This is a genomic window from Paraburkholderia atlantica, from assembly GCF_000092885.1.
In the GTDB taxonomy this organism is placed as follows: Bacteria; Pseudomonadota; Gammaproteobacteria; order Burkholderiales; family Burkholderiaceae; genus Paraburkholderia; species Paraburkholderia atlantica.
In genome coordinates this window covers 207,179-223,863 of record NC_014118.1, presented here as the reverse complement: position 1 = coordinate 223,863, position 16,685 = coordinate 207,179, and the positions used below count along the sequence as shown (strand labels likewise).

Genomic DNA, 16,685 nt, shown 5'->3' with positions numbered 1-16,685 from the left:
GCATCGGGCTTGCCTTGCCGCGCTTGCCTGCCGCCCCGTTGCATCGCACAATCGGGGCATTCCTCTCTACCGGTATCCGCCGATGGCCTACGCCTCGCTCGCCACTGGTGTGTTGCTCGCCGCCGGTTTCGGCTCGCGCTTCGATCCGCACGGGCTGCACAACAAACTGCTCGCACAGATGCCCGACGGCACGCTGGTCGCGCATGAAGCCGCGCATCGGCTGCTGCAGGTCGTCACGCGCGTGCTCGCCGTGGTGCGGCCGGGCTCCGACGCGCTCGCCCGCGTACTGAACGATGCCGGCTGCGATGTCGTGTTCGCGGCGAGCGCCGAGCGCGGCATGGGCGCGAGCCTCGCCGCCGGCATCGAAGCGAGCGACGACGCCGAAGGCTGGATCGTCGCGCTCGCCGATATGCCGCGCATCGCAATTCCGACGATCGAAGCGGTAGCCCGCGCACTCGACAACGGCGCGCCACTCGTCGCGCCGTTCTACGAGGGCCAGCGCGGCCATCCGGTCGGCTTCGGCAGCGAGCACCGCGACGCGCTGCTCGCGCTGGACGGCGACACCGGCGCGAAGGCGCTGCTCAAGTCACGAGCGCTGACGCGCATCGACGTCGACGATCCCGGCATTCTGCGCGACGTGGATACGCCGGACGATTTGCGCACGCTCTAGCGGCTAACCTCAGCCTCGCCGAGACTGGTCTGCCCGCAGCCGGTCGAAATCGAGGATCGCGACAACATCGAACGATGTTGACGGACAAGGGAAGGGACACTGATAAGGCATGAAGCCGCTGGGTCGCCGAACGGCTGCATCGTCGAGCGAAGTCCCCGAACCGTTGCGGGGGCTTCGGCAAGACGTTGTGACGCTTCAGGCGAACTGCGCGCGCAGCCACTTCTTGTTCAGCTTGCCGACGCTGGTCTTTTCAAGCGCGTCGACGAACCTGACGATCTGCGGCACCGCATACTTCGAGATCCGCCCCGACTCACTGAACGTCAGCACGTGACGCTTGATGTCGTCCTCGCTGACCGCGGCGCCTTCGCTGAGCACCACCAGCGCGACCGGCCGCTCGCCCCATTTCTCGTCGCTGATGCCGATGACCGCGACTTCCGATACGCCCGGATACAGCGAGATCAGACTCTCGATTTCCAGCGATGAAATCCATTCGCCGCCCGACTTGATCACGTCCTTCAGACGGTCGGTGATCTGGATGCTGCCGCTCGGGCTGATCGTCGCGATGTCCTGCGTGTGCAGGTAGCCGCCGCTCCAGAGCTGCACGGACGCTTCGGGATTGTTCAGATAGCCTTGCGTGAGCCACGGCGCGCGCACGACGATTTCTCCGTACGCGCTACCGTCGTGGGCCGCCTCCTCCATGCTTTGATCGACGATGCGCAGATCCACGAGCGGAATCGGCCGTCCGGTCGTGCAGCGCAGCCGCAACTGCTCGTCCGCGTCGAGCGCCTCGGCGCCCGGCGGCAGTTGCGCGAGACTTAGCAACGGACACGTTTCGGACATGCCGTAGCCGGCAAAGATGTCAATGCCGCGTTCGAGCGCGGCACGCGCGAGTCCGTGCGTGAGCGCGCCGCCGCCGATCACGATCTTCCACTTGCTGAAGTCGACGGAACGCGCCTGTTCGCAGCCGAGGATCATGTGCAGGATCGTGCTCACGCAGTGCGAGAACGTCACGCCTTCGTCGCGCACCAGCTTCACGAGCCGGTCCGGCAGATAGCGGCCCGGGTAGACCTGCTTCACGCCGAGCATGGTGGCGATGTAGGGCATGCCCCACGCGTGCACGTGAAACATCGGCGTGAGCGGCATGTAGACATCGCCGCGGTGAAAGCGCTGCCCGGACTCGGGGCTCGCCAACGCCGCCATGCCGGTGATGGTGTGCAGCACCAGCTGGCGATGCGAAAAGTAGACGCCCTTGGGCAGACCGGTCGTGCCGGTCGTGTAAAAGGTCGTCGCACGCGTGTTCTCGTCGAAGTCGGGGAACTCGTAGCGATCCGAACTTTCTTCGAGCATCGCTTCGTATTCCGCCGAGAACGGAATCGAGTGCGCCGCGGCTTCGCTGCCTTGCTCGTCGATCCAGACGAAGGTGCGCACCGTTTCGAGCTGTCCCTTGATCGCCTCCACGAGCGGCAGAAAATCGGTGTGGACGAACAGGATCTCCGCGCCGGCATGGTTGATCGTGTAAGCGATCTCATCCGGCGAGAGGCGCACGTTGACCGTCTGCAGCACGGCACCCATCATCGGCACCGCGAAATAGCATTCGAGGTAACGATGACTGTCCCAGTCCATCACCGCGACCGTGCTGCCGTGCCGCGCGCCGAGCCGGGAAAGCCCATTGGCGAGCCGCGCGATGCGCTCGCGCAGCGTCGTATAGGTCATGCGGTGTTGACCGCGATACACGATCTGCTGGTCCGGCGCCTGAACGAACGGTGTGTGCAGCAGCTGCTTGATCAGCAATGGATAGGCGTAGGCCGAGGGCGCGGCGGCCGTGGCGTTATCGCGCATCTGAGTCTCCTTGAGTCCCGAACTGGATGGATGGCCTTCCCGAACGGGCCAATGATCGGCGCGATTGCGCGGGGGGACAATCCCCTGAACGGGGGAGGCCGGAGAACAGGGTTCGGAGAATTCGCGAAGTACACAAGACACGTGTGCTTCAAGGGCCATGACAGCGACTCGCGACGAGCCGAAAAGCCATGACCGTCGCTGGGATGGACAGATTGAGATGTCGATCCGAGGTCCTCCGGGCACGCGATTTGCGCATTGCAAGTTTCGCGCGCAAGCGGCGCCGATTACGCCTAAGCTGAGGTGACGCCACGTTTTTTTCGCATGCGGCGCCTTGACGACCGACAGCCTCGACGCCTCATCCGCCCCGCCTCGAACCCCCAAGACGCAAGCCCATGAGCGAAACCACCCCACGCCTTTTCATCGTCTCGCCCCATTTCGACGACGCCGTCTTCAGTTGCGGCGCCTTGCTCGCCGCCCATCCCGACGCCGCCGTGTGCACCGTGTTCGCCGCGCCGCCCGAACACGACATGCACACCGAGTGGGATCAAAAAGCGGGCTTTGCGAACGCCCATGAAGCGGTCCGCGAACGCACGGTCGAAGACAACCGCGCGCTCGAAGTGCTCGACGCGATTCCGCTGCGCATGCCGTTTCGCGACAGCCAGTATGCCGACTCGCCGTCGATCAGCCAGATGGCGGCGGCGCTAGAGGAAACGATTTACCGCACGACCGCGAATACACTGCTGATGCCGCTCGGCCTGCATCACGAGGATCATGCGCGGGTATTTGAAGCGTGCTGCGAAATCCTGCCGCGCCTCACGCATCTGGACTGGTTCGGTTACGAGGAAGCGATTCACCGGCTCACACCGGGCGCGGTGCAGGCGCGGCTCGCCGATCTCGCGCAGCGCGGCATCGTCGCGACGCCGGCAACGCCGAGCGCGGGCCACACGATCGACGTGCAGCGCCGCGCGCATCTGAAACGCGAGGCGGTCAACGCATACGCGAGTCAGTTGCGGGCGTTCGGCCCCGGCAATTACGAAGACGTGTTCGCGACCGAGCGCTACTGGCAGCTCAGCGTCGGCCGCAAGCGCGCGAGAAAATAGCAAAAGGAGCGAGCAGGAAGCGCGGCGAGCGCCTACGCTTGAATACAGATAACCGACGCGGCGGCGGGCATCGGCGGTAACCACCGCCCACGCCGGACCCGCGCATTTCAACCGCAAGGGTGACGCAATGAGCTACGACATGCACACCAGCCCGATTCCCGACCCGAACGCCGATCCGAACCGCGACCCGGAAGCCGACCCGCTGGTGCCGCCGTCGCCGGGGCATCATGTCGAGGAGCCGCAGCGGCCTGACGGGCCGCCGGACAAGGACCCGGTGTAGGCCGCCAGCGGCGCGCTCGCGACCCGCCGCTCGACGCAGCGTCAACCTGCCAAGTCGCTGAAGCCCTGCAGCAGGCGGTCGATATCGGCCGCGTGAATGTTGCCCATCGTCGAGATGCGGAACAGCTCCGCCGACAGTCCACCCTGCCCCGCATAGATCACGAAGCCGCGCGCCTTCAGCGCATCGTGCAGTTGCGGATACGCGATACCGTTGGGCAAGCGGTACGCGCGCAACACCACCGACGACTCCCCGGCCGGCAACACACTGCCGATGCCGCGCGCGGCCAGCCCCGCGCGCACCTGCTCGGCAAGCGCCGCATAGCGCGCATGACGCGCGCGCCAGCCGCCTTCGTCGGCGAGCTCGCGCAACGCCTCGACCAGCGCGTAATACGCGTGCACCGACGGCGTAAACGGCGTGTTGCGCTGATCCTGCAAACGCGCGAGGCGAGCTAGATCGAGGTAGTACGTGCGGCTCGCCGCGCGTGCCAGCGCCGCGCGCCGCACCAGCACGAACGACGCGCCCGGCACGCCATGCAGGCACTTGTTGGCAGTCGCCGCGAGCGCGTCGAGGCTCGCGTCCGCGAAATCGATCGCTTCGGCGCCGAAGCTGCTGACACCGTCCACCAGCAGACGCAGGCCGCGCTCGCGGCACAACGCGCCGAGCGCCGCGATGTCGTTCAGACGGCCCGTGGTCGTTTCATGATGAATCACCGCGACGTGCGTGAACGACTGGTCGGCGTCAAGGCGTTCGGCGATCTTCGCGAGATCGGGCGTGGCCATCCAGTCGTGCTTCAGCGCTTCGTGCGCGATGCCATATTGCGCGGCGATCTGCGTGATGCGCTCGCCGTACACGCCGTTTTCGACGACCAGCAGCTTGCCGTTGTGCGGCACCAGTGCGGCCGTCATGCTTTCGACGGCGGCCGTGCCGGAACCGGTCATCAGCACTGCCTGCCACTCGTTCGGGTCGAGCCCGTACACGTCGACGAGACGCGTGCGCGCCTCTTCCTGCAGATCGAAAAATTCGCTCTCGCGATGGCACAAGTCCGTCTGCAACAGGCTGTTGCGGACACGTTCGGTGAGCGTCACCGGGCCGGGGTTGAGCAGCAGCATCGGCGCTCCTGTTGGCATGGGGTTCAGATCGCGCCGATGTGGCGCATCAGGCGCGCCTTCACATCGGGCGGCGTAATGGTCGGGCGCGGCAGGCCGTCGGGCGTGCCGCGGCGGATCGTCAGGCGCGCGAAGCGAGGGCCCTCGAGCGGCGGCGCCGCGAACAGTTCGTCGATGACGGACGGATCGTCGCTCTCGACGGCCGACGCGTAACCGCACGCGGCCGCGACGCCCGCGAACGACACCTGCGACGACACCGTCGCCTGGCCGCCGGTCGAATCGTGCGCGCCGTTATCGAGCAGCACGTGCGTGAGGTTCGACGGACCGTACGCGCCGAGCGTCGCGAACACGCCCATGCGCATCAGTGCGGCGCCGTCGCCGTCGAGCGCGACCACGCGCAGATCGGGACGCGCGAGCGCGAGGCCGAGCGCGAATGGCGTCACGCAGCCCATCGAGCCGACCATGTACAACTGGTTCGCACGATCGTCAATCGCATAGAGTTCGCGGCCGCAAAAGCCGGTCGACGCGAGCACCACCGTCGAGTCGGGCGGCGTATGCGCGATGACCTTTTGCAGCGCGTCGTGGCGCGTTGGGAGTTCGTTCGCGGCGACGCCGCGGAACTGAGCGCGCGGCTCGACCGGCGTGCGCCGCGCGGGCGCGCCGCCGTCCTTCAGTTCATAAGGGGCGACGCTGCCCTTCTGCATCACGAGCGCGTACGGACGGCCGGTTGCGTCCATATGCGCGATCGCGCGATCGAGAGCCGGACCGATCGCTTCGGCCTCGGTCGGGAACGTTTCCCACGGAATTTCCATCGTGTCGAGCATTGCCGGCGTGATCGGGCCCATCAGCGCGTGCTGCGGCTCGTCGGCGACGCCCGGCTGGCCGCGCCACGTGACGATCAGCAGTTGCGGCAGACGGAAGGTCCACGTCAGCGAGGTCAGCGGGCTGACCGCGTTGCCGAGCCCGGAGTTCTGCATCATCGTGATGCCGCGCCGGCCGTTCTTCGCGCCGAGCGTGACGCCGGCGATCAGCGCGACCGCGTCGCCCTCGTTGGCCGCCGACACGTAGTGCAGCGATTCGTCCTGCAGCACGTAGTTGATGAACGGCGTCAGATACGAGCACGGCACGCCCGCATACCAGTCGAAACCGCGCTCGCGCGCCGCCTCGACGAACTGTGCTGCTTCGATCATTGCGCGCCTCCGTGTGCATCGTTCGCCGTTGCGCCGCCGACGGCCGTCGCGAACGGCGCCTGCGCGTGCGCGAAGTCGCCCGCGCGGCGGAAATCGTCGAGATCGTTGACGCCGCGCCAGTGGCCGTGCACGTATTGCACCTCGATCGACTCGCCCGCTTCGATCAGCGCGTTCAGCAGCGCGGGCATGTCGAGCGACGCGAAATCGTCGCGCGTCTGCAACTCGCGCATCACCGCTTGCAGGCGTTCAAGACCTGCGCCGCGCACATTCAGCAGACCCACCCAGCGGCCATGCGGCACCTGCGCGGCGCTCGCCGCCGACGACTGCTCCCGCCCGCTCGCGACATGCCGCAGCACGATCTTGTTGCCGAACAGACCACGGTCGTCGGCGGCCGAGCACCACGCGAAATCTCGCACGCTCGCGTTCTCCGTATCGGTCAGCGACGAATCGACGACCACGCTGAAGGCCGCCTCGCTTTCCACCAGATCGCGCAGGATGTAGCTGCGAAACAGCAGGTCGCCGTACGAAACGACGGTGTCGCCGGTCAGTTTATCGAGTGCGCATACGAGCGACGCGAGCTCGCCGGTCTGCGCGTGCTGCTCGTTGACGACGAGGCGGATGCCCGCGGTATCGATCGCGTCGGCGCGATAGCCGCCGACCACGGTGATGTCGTTGACGCCCTGCTTCTTGAACGCATCGACGAGCCACCGCAGCAGCGGTTTGCCGGCGATCGGCAGCATCACCTTCGGACGGTCCTCGGTCACCGCTTCAAGGCCCTTGCCGCGGCTCGCGGCGAGCACGACGGCCGAGCCGGCTGCGCGACCGCCCGACAGATAGCGGTCTTCGGCCTCCGAATATTCGTCGGCGTCCTGCAAACGGAAGATTTCGTTGACCGCGGCGATGCTGTCCTCGACGTTGACGAGGGTCTCGCTCGCATGGATTTCCTTCGCGACGGCCTGCATCGCCGAGGTCGCCGCGCGGATCAGATGGTTTGCCCAGATCACGGTGCTGATGCCCGCTTCGCGGAACACCTCGGTCGGCGTGCTGTAGTACTTGGTCGGCACGATCACGAGCGGCGCGCGGCCGGCCCATTCGCGCGCGAATTCGAGAATCTCGTCGGGACGCGACAGCTTGCTGTGAATCAGGATCGCATCCGCGCCGGCCCGTCGATACGCTTCCGCCCGGCGCAGCGCTTCGTCCATGCCCCAGCCCGCGATCAGCGCCTCGACACGCGCGACGATCGAGAAATGCTCGTCGTTCTGCGAGTCCTTGCCGGCCTTGATCTTGCCGCAGAATTCGTCGATATCGGCAAGCGGCTGCGCCTCGCCATTGATGAAGCTGTTGGTCTTCGGAAACTGCTTGTCCTCGATGCACACGCCCGCGATGCCGCGCTGTTCCAGCTTGCGCACGAGGCGGCGCACATTGTTGAAGTTGCCGTAGCCGGTGTCGCCGTCGAGCAGGATCGGCAGATCGCTCGCGTCGGCCATGAATTCGAGCGTATCGACGACCTGCGTCCAGCTCGCCTCGTTGTTGTCGCGTACGCCGAACTGCGCGGAGATCGCAAGACCCGAGCCCCATATCGCCTTGAACCCAGCTTCGCGAACGATGCGCGCGGACAGGCCGTTATGCGCCTCCATCATGAATTCGAGTTCACTGCTGACGAGCATCTGGCGCAGGCGCGCGCTGCGGGACTGGGAAACGAAAGCGGGTTCGCGTGCATTCATTCTTCGGGACTCCTGGTGGCGGGCTGATTGACGTTCTTCTACGCCCGGCTGGCAATCGGAAAAGGGCGACTATAGCGGAATTTTTTATTGCGAGTCTTTTGAAAGTCTCAGCGGTTTTTCGTGGTTGCGCTTAAGTGGAAAAATGTGTCGTTTTTTGCATCGATCACCATTTGATGGGATTTTTGCATTTGATTGGCGTTTTGTGGAATGTTGATGCGATCCTTGCTGGATCGTGCTCGGTAGATTATCCGGAGCTTAGCGCCGGCCGTTTTAATGTCGATTTTCGTGCGGAGTTTTCAATCGTTTGCGCTTTACCGAAAATCGCCAGTTAATTCAGATTTCCGAATAACGCGCAAATGTCTTTTTCGAATTGCGCGCGCGTCGGCGCTGCTAAAACGCTGAATAAATCCACTTATTAATCAGACGAATAGCGATGTAAAACAGCGGGTTTCCCCTGCCTCGACCAACGTCATCTCGCGCCGTTAACACAGCGAGCGGCATAGACCGCGATTCACTAGACCCTACTGGCCAAAAAGTACATTCCCCTCGCTATGACTCTGAACCGAAAACTAACGTCGATGATCGCCGTGCTGTGGGTTGGCCTGATCCTGATCGGCGCGTTCGGCGCGTGGCAGAACCGCGCGTCGATGATCTCGGACCGACGCGAGCAATTGCGCTCGCTGATCGAAGAGGCGAACCACGTCACCGCCCATTACTACGCGCTCGCGCAGCAGCATGCGCTATCCGAGGACGAGGCGAAAAAACAGGCGCTCGCGACGCTCGGCGCGATGCGCTACGGCAAGGACGGCTACCTGTCGATCAACGACTCGCAGCCGGTCATGCTGATGCATCCGTTCAAGCCCGAACTGGTCGGCAAGAACCTCGCGCAGTTCACCGATCCGGCCGGCAATCATCTGTTCGTCGATATCGTCAACGCGGGCAATCACGACGGCGGCGGCTTCGTCGACTATCTGTGGGCCAAGCCGGGCAGCGAGCAGCCAGTCGCGAAGACCAGCTACTCGATGCACTTCGCGCCATGGGACATGTACCTCGTGACCGGCATGTACATGGACGACTTGCAAAGCGCGTTCTATCGCAACCTGCTGCGCTGGCTCGCGATCACGGTCGCGCTCGGTGCGCTCTCCACGGCCGTGATGCTGGTCGTGCTGCGCAGCATCCGCCGCTCGCTCGGCGGCGAGCTCGAAGCGGCGGTCAAGCATGCGCGGCTGATGGCGCAAGGCAATCTCGCGACGCCGGTGCCGATCGCTCCGCACGACAACGGTAGCTTGCTGCACGCGCTGCGCACGATGCAGGCGGGACTCGTCGAAACGGTCTCGCGCGTGCGCCAGGGCACCGAGAACATCAACGTCGGCGCGAACGAGATTGCCGCGGGCAATACCGACCTGTCGCAGCGCACCGAGGAGCAGGCGGCGGCGCTCGTGCAAACCGCGTCGAGCATGGATCAGATGACGGTCAACGTGAAGCAGAATGCGGACAGCGCGAGCCAGGCCGCGCAACTCGCGAGCGATGCCGCGAACGTCGCGACGCGCGGCAGCCGCGTGGTCGACGACGTGGTGCGCACGATGGGCGAGATCACCGCAAGCTCGCGGCAGATCGGCGACATCATCGGTGTGATCGACGGCATTGCGTTCCAAACCAACATCCTCGCGCTGAACGCGGCCGTCGAGGCGGCCCGCGCCGGCGAACAGGGTCGCGGCTTCGCGGTGGTCGCGGCCGAAGTGCGCAGCCTCGCGCAGCGCTCGGCGACGGCCGCCAAGGAGATCAAGGCGCTGATCGAAACCTCGACCGATACCGTCGAGACCGGCGCGTCGCTGGTCGCCAACGCGGGCGCAACCATGGGCGAGATCGTGCAGTCGGTGCGGCGCGTCAACGAAATTCTCGAAGAAATCAGCCACGCGTCGCGCGAGCAGAGCGCGGGCATCGAGCAGGTCAATCGAGCGGTCGGCGAGATGGATCAGGTCACGCAGCAGAATGCGGCGCTGGTCGAAGAGGCCGCGGCCGCCGCGCATTCGCTGAAGGACCAGGTCGGCGTGTTGCGCGACGCGATTGCGAGTTTCGCGTTGCCGGCTTGACGTTCCCGCGCCGCGCCCGCCACGGGCGCGCCTAAAAAGAAGGCGCTCCACAGGCAGGGAGCGCCTCATCAACACGCCGCGTCGGAGTCGACGCATCAATCGACCGAATCAGCCGCGCGGATTTTCAAGTCCGCGCGGCTGATTCGTTTTTAAGCTTCGGCTCGGCTCGCGGTTGCTCCAAGGCAAACGCCGAGTCTTTCACACTCCTCGCATTTAAATTACGTTTTGTTTACACTCGGCCCAGCGACAGTCCTTGCCGCCAGGCCTAGTGGTTTTGGCGGCCCTGTTCAATCGAAGGTACGTAACGCCGCTGCCCGCCGCCATGATCCGCCAGAAAAAACCTCCGTCACCCGATCCCTATGCGTTAGCCGCGAAGAACCCGCTGCTCGATGCGCGACTGCCCGCGTGGCGCTCGAAGTTCATCGTGCTGCTGGTGTTCGGCGCGTTCGCGACGCTCGCAGCCCGCGCGTTCTGGGTGCAGGTCGTGAATCAGGATTTCTACGTCGACCAGGGGCAGAAGCGCTATCAGCGCCTGCTCGAACTCGACGCGACGCGCGGCGGGATCGTCGATCGCAATGGTTCGATGCTCGCGGTCAGTCTCGCGACGTACGAAATCTGGGCCTCGCCGAAGCTCGTCGACGAAAGCGCGTTCGCGCCGCTCGCGAAGCTGCTCGATCTGCCGCCCGCGGACCTGCGCCGGCGTCTGAACGGCGAGCGCAGCTTCGTGCTGCTGAAACGCCAGGTCGATGCCGACACCGCCGAGCATCTGTCGCGCCTCGGGCTCGCGGGCATCATACAGGTGGCTGACACCAAACGCTTTTATCCGGAAGGCGAGTCGGCCGCGCACGTGGTCGGCTTTACCGACATCGAGGACAACGGTCAGGAAGGCGTCGAGCTCTCCGCCGACGCGCAACTGCAAGGCGTGCCGGGCCAGCGCGAGGTGATCCGCGACCGGCTCGGCCGCGTGATCTCGGAGACACGGCCGCTCGTGCCCGCGCGCAACGGCGCGACGATCCAGCTGACGATCGACCGGCGCATCCAGCAACTCGCATACACGCAACTCAAAGCCGCGATCGCGGAGCACCGCGCCGAAGCGGGCAGCGTGGTCGTGCTCGATGCGCGCAACGGCGAGATCCTCGCGCTCGCCAACTACCCGAGCTTCGATCCGAACGATCGCACGCACCTGTCCGGCCGGCAGCTGCGCAACCGCGCGGTGATCGACACGTTCGAGCCGGGCTCGACGATCAAGCCGCTCGTCGTTGCGCTATCGATCGACGAAGGCAAGGTGCGGCCGCAAAGCATCATCGATACGGCGCCCGGCTGGTATCGGATCGGCCCGGCCGTGATTCACGACACGTCGAATCACGGCGCGATGACGGTTGCCGAGGCGGTGCAGAAGTCGAGCAATATCGCGCTCGCGAAACTCGCGCTGAACCTGCCGGCCGAGACGATCTGGACCAAGTACCAGCAATACGGTCTCGGCGTGAAGCCCGAGCTGCCCTTCCCGGGCGTGGCCGCCGGCAAGCTGCGGCCATACAACCGCTGGCGCCCGATCGAGCAGGCCACGATGGCGTACGGCTACGGGCTGTCGGTGTCGCTGTTGCAAATCGCGCAGGTCTACACCGCCTATGCCGGCGACGGCGCGCTGCGGCGCGTGAGCCTGCTGCGGCAGCCGCTCGATGCGGACGACCCGACGTCGTTCGCCGCTCGCAGCGAACCGGTCACGACGCCGGGCACCGCGCGCGCGATCCGCAACATGCTCGAAATGGCCACGGGCGAAGGCGGCACCGGCCGCGCCGCGAGCGTCGCGGGCTATCGCGTCGGCGGCAAGACCGGCACCGCGCGCAAGCAGATCGGCGCGGGCTACGCGCCGAATCGCTACCGCGCGCTGTTCGTCGGCATGGCGCCGATGAGCAATCCGCACCTGATCGTCGCCGTGATGATCGACGACCCGGCCGGCAAGGCGTTCTATGGCGGTACGGTCGCCGGACCGGTGTTCAGCGGCGTGATGGGCGGCGCATTGCAGCTGCTCGGGGTGCCGCCGGATGCGGCCGGGGTGTGACGCGTAGTCAGCGTTGATGCCGGTCGATCAGCCCTGCTCATCGAGCGCATCGGCCTGCGCCTCGATGCGATTGCGGCCGTTGCGCTTGGCCTGATACATCGCGCGATCGGCCTCGTCCATCATCGCCTGACCGAGCGACATCGCGTCGGCCGGGCTGCCAGCGACCACGCGCGCGGCCACGCCGATCGACACCGACAGCGCAATGCGCTCGCCGTGCTCGTCACGCACGTCGAGATTCTCGACCGCCAGCCGCACGCGCTCGGCGACCGTTAGCGCGTCGCTGCGATCGCCTTGCAGCAGCGCGGCGAATTCCTCGCCGCCATAGCGCGCGACGGTGTCGCCAAGCCGCACCTGCTGTCGCACGCAGGCCGCCACCGCCGCGAGCGCGCGGTCGCCGATCTGATGGCCGTGGCTATCGTTGATGCTTTTGAAACCGTCGATATCGATGAACAGACACGCGACCGGCGCGCGATAACGGACCGCCCGCATCAACTCTTCGCGCAGCCGCTCGTCGAAATAGCGGCGATTCGCGAGGCCGGTCAGCGAATCGGTCATGCCGAGCTGCTTGAGCCGCTCGCGATGCGCGACGTTGTCGAGACTCGCGGTGACGATGCTGGCGAAGCGCTCCAGGATGTCGGTGGCCATGCCCGCGCCGAAGCGCGCGGGGTCGTCACTGCCGAGGCATAGATAACCGCTGACGCTCTTGCCCGCGGCGAGCGGCAGCAGAATCGCGCTGGCCGGCACATGGGCCGGCGCGGCGCCGAAGAATGCGCGGCGCGCGTCGTCGGCGAGTTCGGCGGGGCGGCCGAGCCACGGCCGATCGTCCTCGCACAAAGACCGCGCGATGAGACCGCCCTCGCGCGAGGTCTTCAGCTGCGCATGCTCGAGCGCGTGCAGGTTGTCCGGCTGGAGCAGCTCGAGCAGCATCGGCGCACGGTCGTCGAGCCACAGCACCACGTTCGCGAGAGCGAACTCCCGCGGCAGATGGCTAAACAATGTATCGAGAAACGACGCGAAATCCGGCGCGCCGATCAAACGCAACTCGACGTTCTGGAAGCGCCGCAACGTGCGCTCGTTGTGCTGCACGGTGTCGACGAGCGAGCGAAGGCGCTCGGAAAGCGGCGTTTGGGCGAGTTTCGTCACGGTATCAGCAAGGCGGCCCTGAAGGCAGAACGGGGTCGACGCCCCAACTCTACTGATAACGGCCGATCCGCCTGGGTCTTGAGGGCAGGCTCGCGACGCTTCGGCCGGCACGCGAGCGTGCGCGTCTACTGTTGTCAACGCTCGCTTGCATTCGCTTGCACTCGCTTACACGCTGCGAGATCCGCTCGCGTAATGATTGCGGTTCTTAAGTTTCGCTTAATTGTTCGCTGCAAGTATGTACTTCATCCCCTGTTGAGCCGCCAGAACATCGGCGGCGTTTTTTCTTGAAGGGTGCCAAAAACGCGGCCGAGAATGATCCCGCGCACAAGAAGAAGGAGGTAAATCATGGTTGAAGAGATGGTAGTCGAACACCTGCGTGCGATGCCCGGCCATCAATGGACTCGCCAGATTCATTCCTGCAAGGTCTCCGATCCGCTGCAACAGCCTTGGGGCCGTTCATACCGGCTCGTCGAATGGACGATGAAGCACGAGCCCGAATCGAGCCGTCGCGTCGTTCCCGCCGAAAGTACTCCACTCGAAATCGCCCAGGCCGTGGTCTCTCATGTACCGGGCCGGCGCTTCTGTCAGCAGGCTGATTGAGCTCCCCGTTCGACGTTCAATGGCGCGCCGCGATCGCGTCGCAGTAGTCGAACGCGTCCTCCAGCCTGTCATTTCCCCAGAACATCTCACCGCCGACAAAGAACGTCGGCGCACCGAAGATCCCCTTGTTGATGGCCAGTTCGGTCTGCTCGCGCAAGCGGAGCTTGTTCGCGTCGCTTTGCGCGGCGTCGATCACGCTCTGCACCGGTAAGCCAAGCGAGTCGAGCGCTTCGCTGACGACATCGATCGAGCCGATATCGCGGTCGTCGACGAAATTCAACTGCATGATCTTGCGGCACCAGACACCGATCCACGGCTCGTTCGCACCTAGCAGCGCGACGCGCATCGCGAGAAGCGCCGCGCGCGGAAACGTGCTGGGACGCGTGAGCGCAATGCCGTATTTGCGGCATTGACGCTCCATGTCTTTCCACACGTACGCGCCTTTTTCTTTCTGCAATACGAAGGGCGAATTGTCGAAACCGAGCTGGCGAAATACCGGACCAAGCAGGAACGGCCGCCAGACGATCGTCACTCTGCGCGCGGCCGCCAACGCTTCGATCCGCATCATGCTCAGATAGCTGTAATTGCTGCCGAAGTCGAACCAGAACTCGATCGCGCGCGCCGTCGAGCTTGGGTTTTCATTCATTGCTGTCTCCTGAACTCGTGCTTCCAGGCTCAGCGGGTTTGCACCGCCACGCGCAGGCCGAGCGAAATGAACAGCACGCCGATCAGCTTGTTCTGCCAGCGCGTCAACCACGTCAAACGCTTCACGAGTTTGCCCAACGGCCGCATCGTCAGAACGATCAGCGTCGTATAAAGCGCGCTCATCGCAACGAAAATCAGCCCGAGCGTCGCAAACTGCAGAAACGTCGAGCCATGTTCGGGGCGTACGAATTGCGGCAGAAACGCGAGAAAAAACAGCGCGGTCTTCGGGTTCAGCACTTCGGCGGGAATCGCCTGCAAGAACGCCTTCGAACCCGACACCGGCGCGACGACCGGCAGATGCGCACTCGCCTGCTTTTCACGCAACGCGCGAATACCCAGATAGACCAGATACGCGGCACCGACGAATTTCACCGCATTGAAGGCGAGCGCGGACGTCATCAGCAGCGCGGAGAGGCCGACGGCGGCGCCCAGCGTATGCACGAAATCGCCGGCTGCGATACCGAGACCGGTCAGAATGCCGGCCTTGCGTCCACCGTGCATCGTGCGAGTCAAAACCAGCAGCACGGCCGGGCCTGGAATCAGAAAAAGCCCGAGCACGACGGCAACGAAAGTCCCCAACGTGGATAGGTCAAGCATGTCGTCTCCTCGCGATGCGCGGCATCGAGATGACGGGCGCGCGTTCCGCGGACCATTGTAGTCGAAGCCGCGAACCTGCCCTAGGCGCCTCGCTCGCCTGGACGATCCGTTACCATGTCGGACATCGCGCCGCGTACCGCGTGCTTCTTGTCATCCACCGACGTTTCCGCCTTGCCCACCTATACCCTGCCCGCGCCGCTGAGCGCGGAACTCGAGATTCGCAAGAGCCGCTTCATCGCGTATGCGCTCCCGGTCGCCGCTCGCGATGCCGCGATGGCCGAATTGCAGCGTCTGCGCGACGAGCATCCAGCCGCGACGCATGTGTGCTGGGCGTTGCTCGCAGGCGGCCAGTCCGGAATGTCCGACGATGGCGAACCGTCCGGCACCGCCGGTCGGCCGATTCTCGAAGTGCTGCGGCATCACGATCTGGATGGCGTGCTCGCGGCCGTCGTGCGCTATTACGGCGGCGTGAAGCTCGGCGCGGGGGGGCTGGTGCGCGCATACACCGACGCGATCGCGTCCGCGCTGCTCGACGCGCCGCGCGTCGAGAGGATTGCCCAGGTCTCGCTAGGCGTCGAGGTCAGTTATGCCGACGAAGCCAAAGTCCGCCGATGGATGGACGCCGAAGGCTATGCGCTGGTGGACAGCGCCTACGGCATGCTGGTGAAGATGACGATGCGCGTGCCCGCCAATGCGCTCGACGCCGCCAGGGCAACGCTGACCGATATCACGCAGGGAAAGGCGGGCTTTTTCTGAGCGGCTGCCGGCGAACGCCCTTCGGGCGTAGCCCCGATGTCCATCGCTGCCGCGGCCCGTTATGATGGCCGGGCTAGCCAGCCCATTTGCGAGGCTCGCTGCCCGGATCGGCAAGGAACGCCCGGAGCCCGTTTGAAGGTGCGACGGTCCGGTTCGCTGCTACTATGCTGTTCTTCATCGGGCTGACTCACTTAAAAGGGCAACTCCTCTGACCTCGACCGCCGCTTTCTCCCGCAGGGCTGCTGCGCGTTCGCCGTTGAGATCCGTCGTGCTCAAGGGCTGCGGCGCCGTGCTGCTGCCCACGCTGCTGTCCGCGTGCTCGTGGTCGTGGTTCGGCCTGAACAGCAGCGCCAGCGCGACACACCCGAAGACCCACGGCACCGGCTCGCTCAGCGTCGCCCCTGCAAGCGACTTCGCGTATCTGCCCGCCCGCGACGGTCATGTCTCGCCGAACCGCATCGAAAATACCGGGATGACCGGGCTCGTGCTGAAGGACGACGTCAGCCTCGTCGTGCGCAACGGCGTCGCGAACAGCCTGCGGGTGGCCGGCTTCCGTATCGACGACAACAAACGCGTGCTCAGCGGCAGCATCGAAACCTTCACGGTGGACGATAAGCGCTCGCCAGCAATATGGACGCTGAAGATGCACTACGTGGTCATCGATGCGGCGTCCCAGAAGGTCATGTACACGACCACGCGCACCGTGAAGCAGAAGTCGCCGAAATTCACCGGCAATACGATCGCGATCGAAGACACGGTCAAGCTCAGCGTCGATACGTTGATCGGCGATCCTGGCTTTATCAAGGCGGTGAACTAGACA

The 16,685-nt window shown here is 65.1% G+C and carries 15 protein-coding genes; 8 read left to right on the top strand and 7 right to left on the bottom strand.

What is annotated here, in order from left to right:
• Nucleotides 1-82: 82 nt before the first annotated feature.
• Nucleotides 83-670 (top strand): nucleotidyltransferase family protein, encoded by a 588-nt coding sequence (locus tag BC1002_RS17015; RefSeq protein WP_013091235.1) that lies wholly within the window; start codon nt 83-85, stop codon nt 668-670.
• A gap of 195 nt (nt 671-865) precedes the next feature.
• Here BC1002_RS17015 and BC1002_RS17010 read toward each other — a convergent pair whose 3' ends face one another.
• Nucleotides 866-2,509, bottom strand: coding sequence for a fatty acid--CoA ligase (locus BC1002_RS17010; RefSeq protein WP_013091234.1), 1,644 nt, complete (start codon nt 2,507-2,509; stop codon nt 866-868).
• A gap of 392 nt (nt 2,510-2,901) precedes the next feature.
• On the opposite strand from BC1002_RS17010, the gene BC1002_RS17005 reads away from it, so the two are divergent.
• Together BC1002_RS17005 and BC1002_RS38460 are read left to right on the top strand one after the other, a co-directional pair.
• Complete coding sequence (locus BC1002_RS17005) at nt 2,902-3,609, top strand: PIG-L family deacetylase (RefSeq protein ID WP_013091233.1); 708 nt, start codon at nt 2,902-2,904, stop codon at nt 3,607-3,609.
• Nucleotides 3,610-3,736: 127 nt separating this feature from the next.
• Complete coding sequence (locus tag BC1002_RS38460) at nt 3,737-3,889, top strand: hypothetical protein (protein WP_008921009.1); 153 nt, start codon at nt 3,737-3,739, stop codon at nt 3,887-3,889.
• A gap of 41 nt (nt 3,890-3,930) precedes the next feature.
• On the opposite strand, the gene BC1002_RS17000 is transcribed toward BC1002_RS38460, so the two are convergent.
• From BC1002_RS17000 to aepX, 3 genes are read right to left on the bottom strand one after another with little or no spacing between them, the layout of a single operon-like run.
• Nucleotides 3,931-4,998 carry a 2-aminoethylphosphonate aminotransferase gene (locus BC1002_RS17000; protein WP_013091232.1) on the bottom strand — a complete coding sequence of 356 codons (1,068 nt, stop codon included), beginning with the start codon at nt 4,996-4,998 and terminating at the stop codon, nt 3,931-3,933.
• Nucleotides 4,999-5,021: 23 nt separating this feature from the next.
• Nucleotides 5,022-6,185: a phosphonopyruvate decarboxylase gene (aepY, locus tag BC1002_RS16995; protein ID WP_013091231.1), complete on the bottom strand. Its 1,164-nt coding sequence runs from the start codon at nt 6,183-6,185 to the stop codon at nt 5,022-5,024.
• A complete protein-coding gene (gene aepX / locus BC1002_RS16990) occupies nt 6,182-7,909 on the bottom strand; it encodes a phosphoenolpyruvate mutase (RefSeq protein WP_013091230.1) in 1,728 nt (575 codons plus the stop codon). Before aepX ends, aepY begins: the two co-directional genes overlap by 4 nt.
• A gap of 551 nt (nt 7,910-8,460) precedes the next feature.
• Between aepX and BC1002_RS16985 the strand changes: the two genes are divergently transcribed.
• Both BC1002_RS16985 and BC1002_RS16980 read left to right on the top strand, forming a co-directional pair.
• Nucleotides 8,461-10,002: a methyl-accepting chemotaxis protein gene (locus BC1002_RS16985; protein ID WP_013091229.1), complete on the top strand. Its 1,542-nt coding sequence runs from the start codon at nt 8,461-8,463 to the stop codon at nt 10,000-10,002.
• Nucleotides 10,003-10,324: 322 nt separating this feature from the next.
• A complete protein-coding gene (locus BC1002_RS16980) occupies nt 10,325-12,064 on the top strand; it encodes a peptidoglycan D,D-transpeptidase FtsI family protein (protein WP_013091228.1) in 1,740 nt (579 codons plus the stop codon).
• Between the two features lie 27 nt (nt 12,065-12,091).
• On the opposite strand, the gene BC1002_RS16975 is transcribed toward BC1002_RS16980, so the two are convergent.
• Nucleotides 12,092-13,207 (bottom strand): GGDEF domain-containing protein, encoded by a 1,116-nt coding sequence (locus tag BC1002_RS16975; protein ID WP_013091227.1) that lies wholly within the window; start codon nt 13,205-13,207, stop codon nt 12,092-12,094.
• A 345-nt stretch (nt 13,208-13,552) separates the two neighbouring features.
• Between BC1002_RS16975 and BC1002_RS36360 the strand changes: the two genes are divergently transcribed.
• Nucleotides 13,553-13,807, top strand: coding sequence for a DUF2866 domain-containing protein (locus BC1002_RS36360; RefSeq protein ID WP_013091226.1), 255 nt, complete (start codon nt 13,553-13,555; stop codon nt 13,805-13,807).
• Nucleotides 13,808-13,823: 16 nt separating this feature from the next.
• On the opposite strand, the gene BC1002_RS16970 is transcribed toward BC1002_RS36360, so the two are convergent.
• Nucleotides 13,824-14,453, bottom strand: coding sequence for a 2-hydroxychromene-2-carboxylate isomerase (locus BC1002_RS16970; protein WP_013091225.1), 630 nt, complete (start codon nt 14,451-14,453; stop codon nt 13,824-13,826).
• Between the two features lie 29 nt (nt 14,454-14,482).
• Entirely contained in the window at nt 14,483-15,109 is a 627-nt protein-coding gene (locus BC1002_RS16965) for a LysE family translocator (protein ID WP_013091224.1), read from the bottom strand.
• A 114-nt stretch (nt 15,110-15,223) separates the two neighbouring features.
• On the opposite strand from BC1002_RS16965, the gene BC1002_RS16960 reads away from it, so the two are divergent.
• Together BC1002_RS16960 and BC1002_RS16955 are read left to right on the top strand one after the other, a co-directional pair.
• Entirely contained in the window at nt 15,224-15,865 is a 642-nt protein-coding gene (locus tag BC1002_RS16960) for an IMPACT family protein (RefSeq protein WP_013091223.1), read from the top strand.
• 268 nt (nt 15,866-16,133) lie between these two features.
• The gene (locus tag BC1002_RS16955) at nt 16,134-16,682 is read left to right on the top strand and encodes a hypothetical protein (protein ID WP_013091222.1); all 549 of its coding nucleotides are present in this window, start codon (nt 16,134-16,136) and stop codon (nt 16,680-16,682) included.
• The last annotated feature ends 3 nt before the right edge of the window (nt 16,683-16,685 follow it).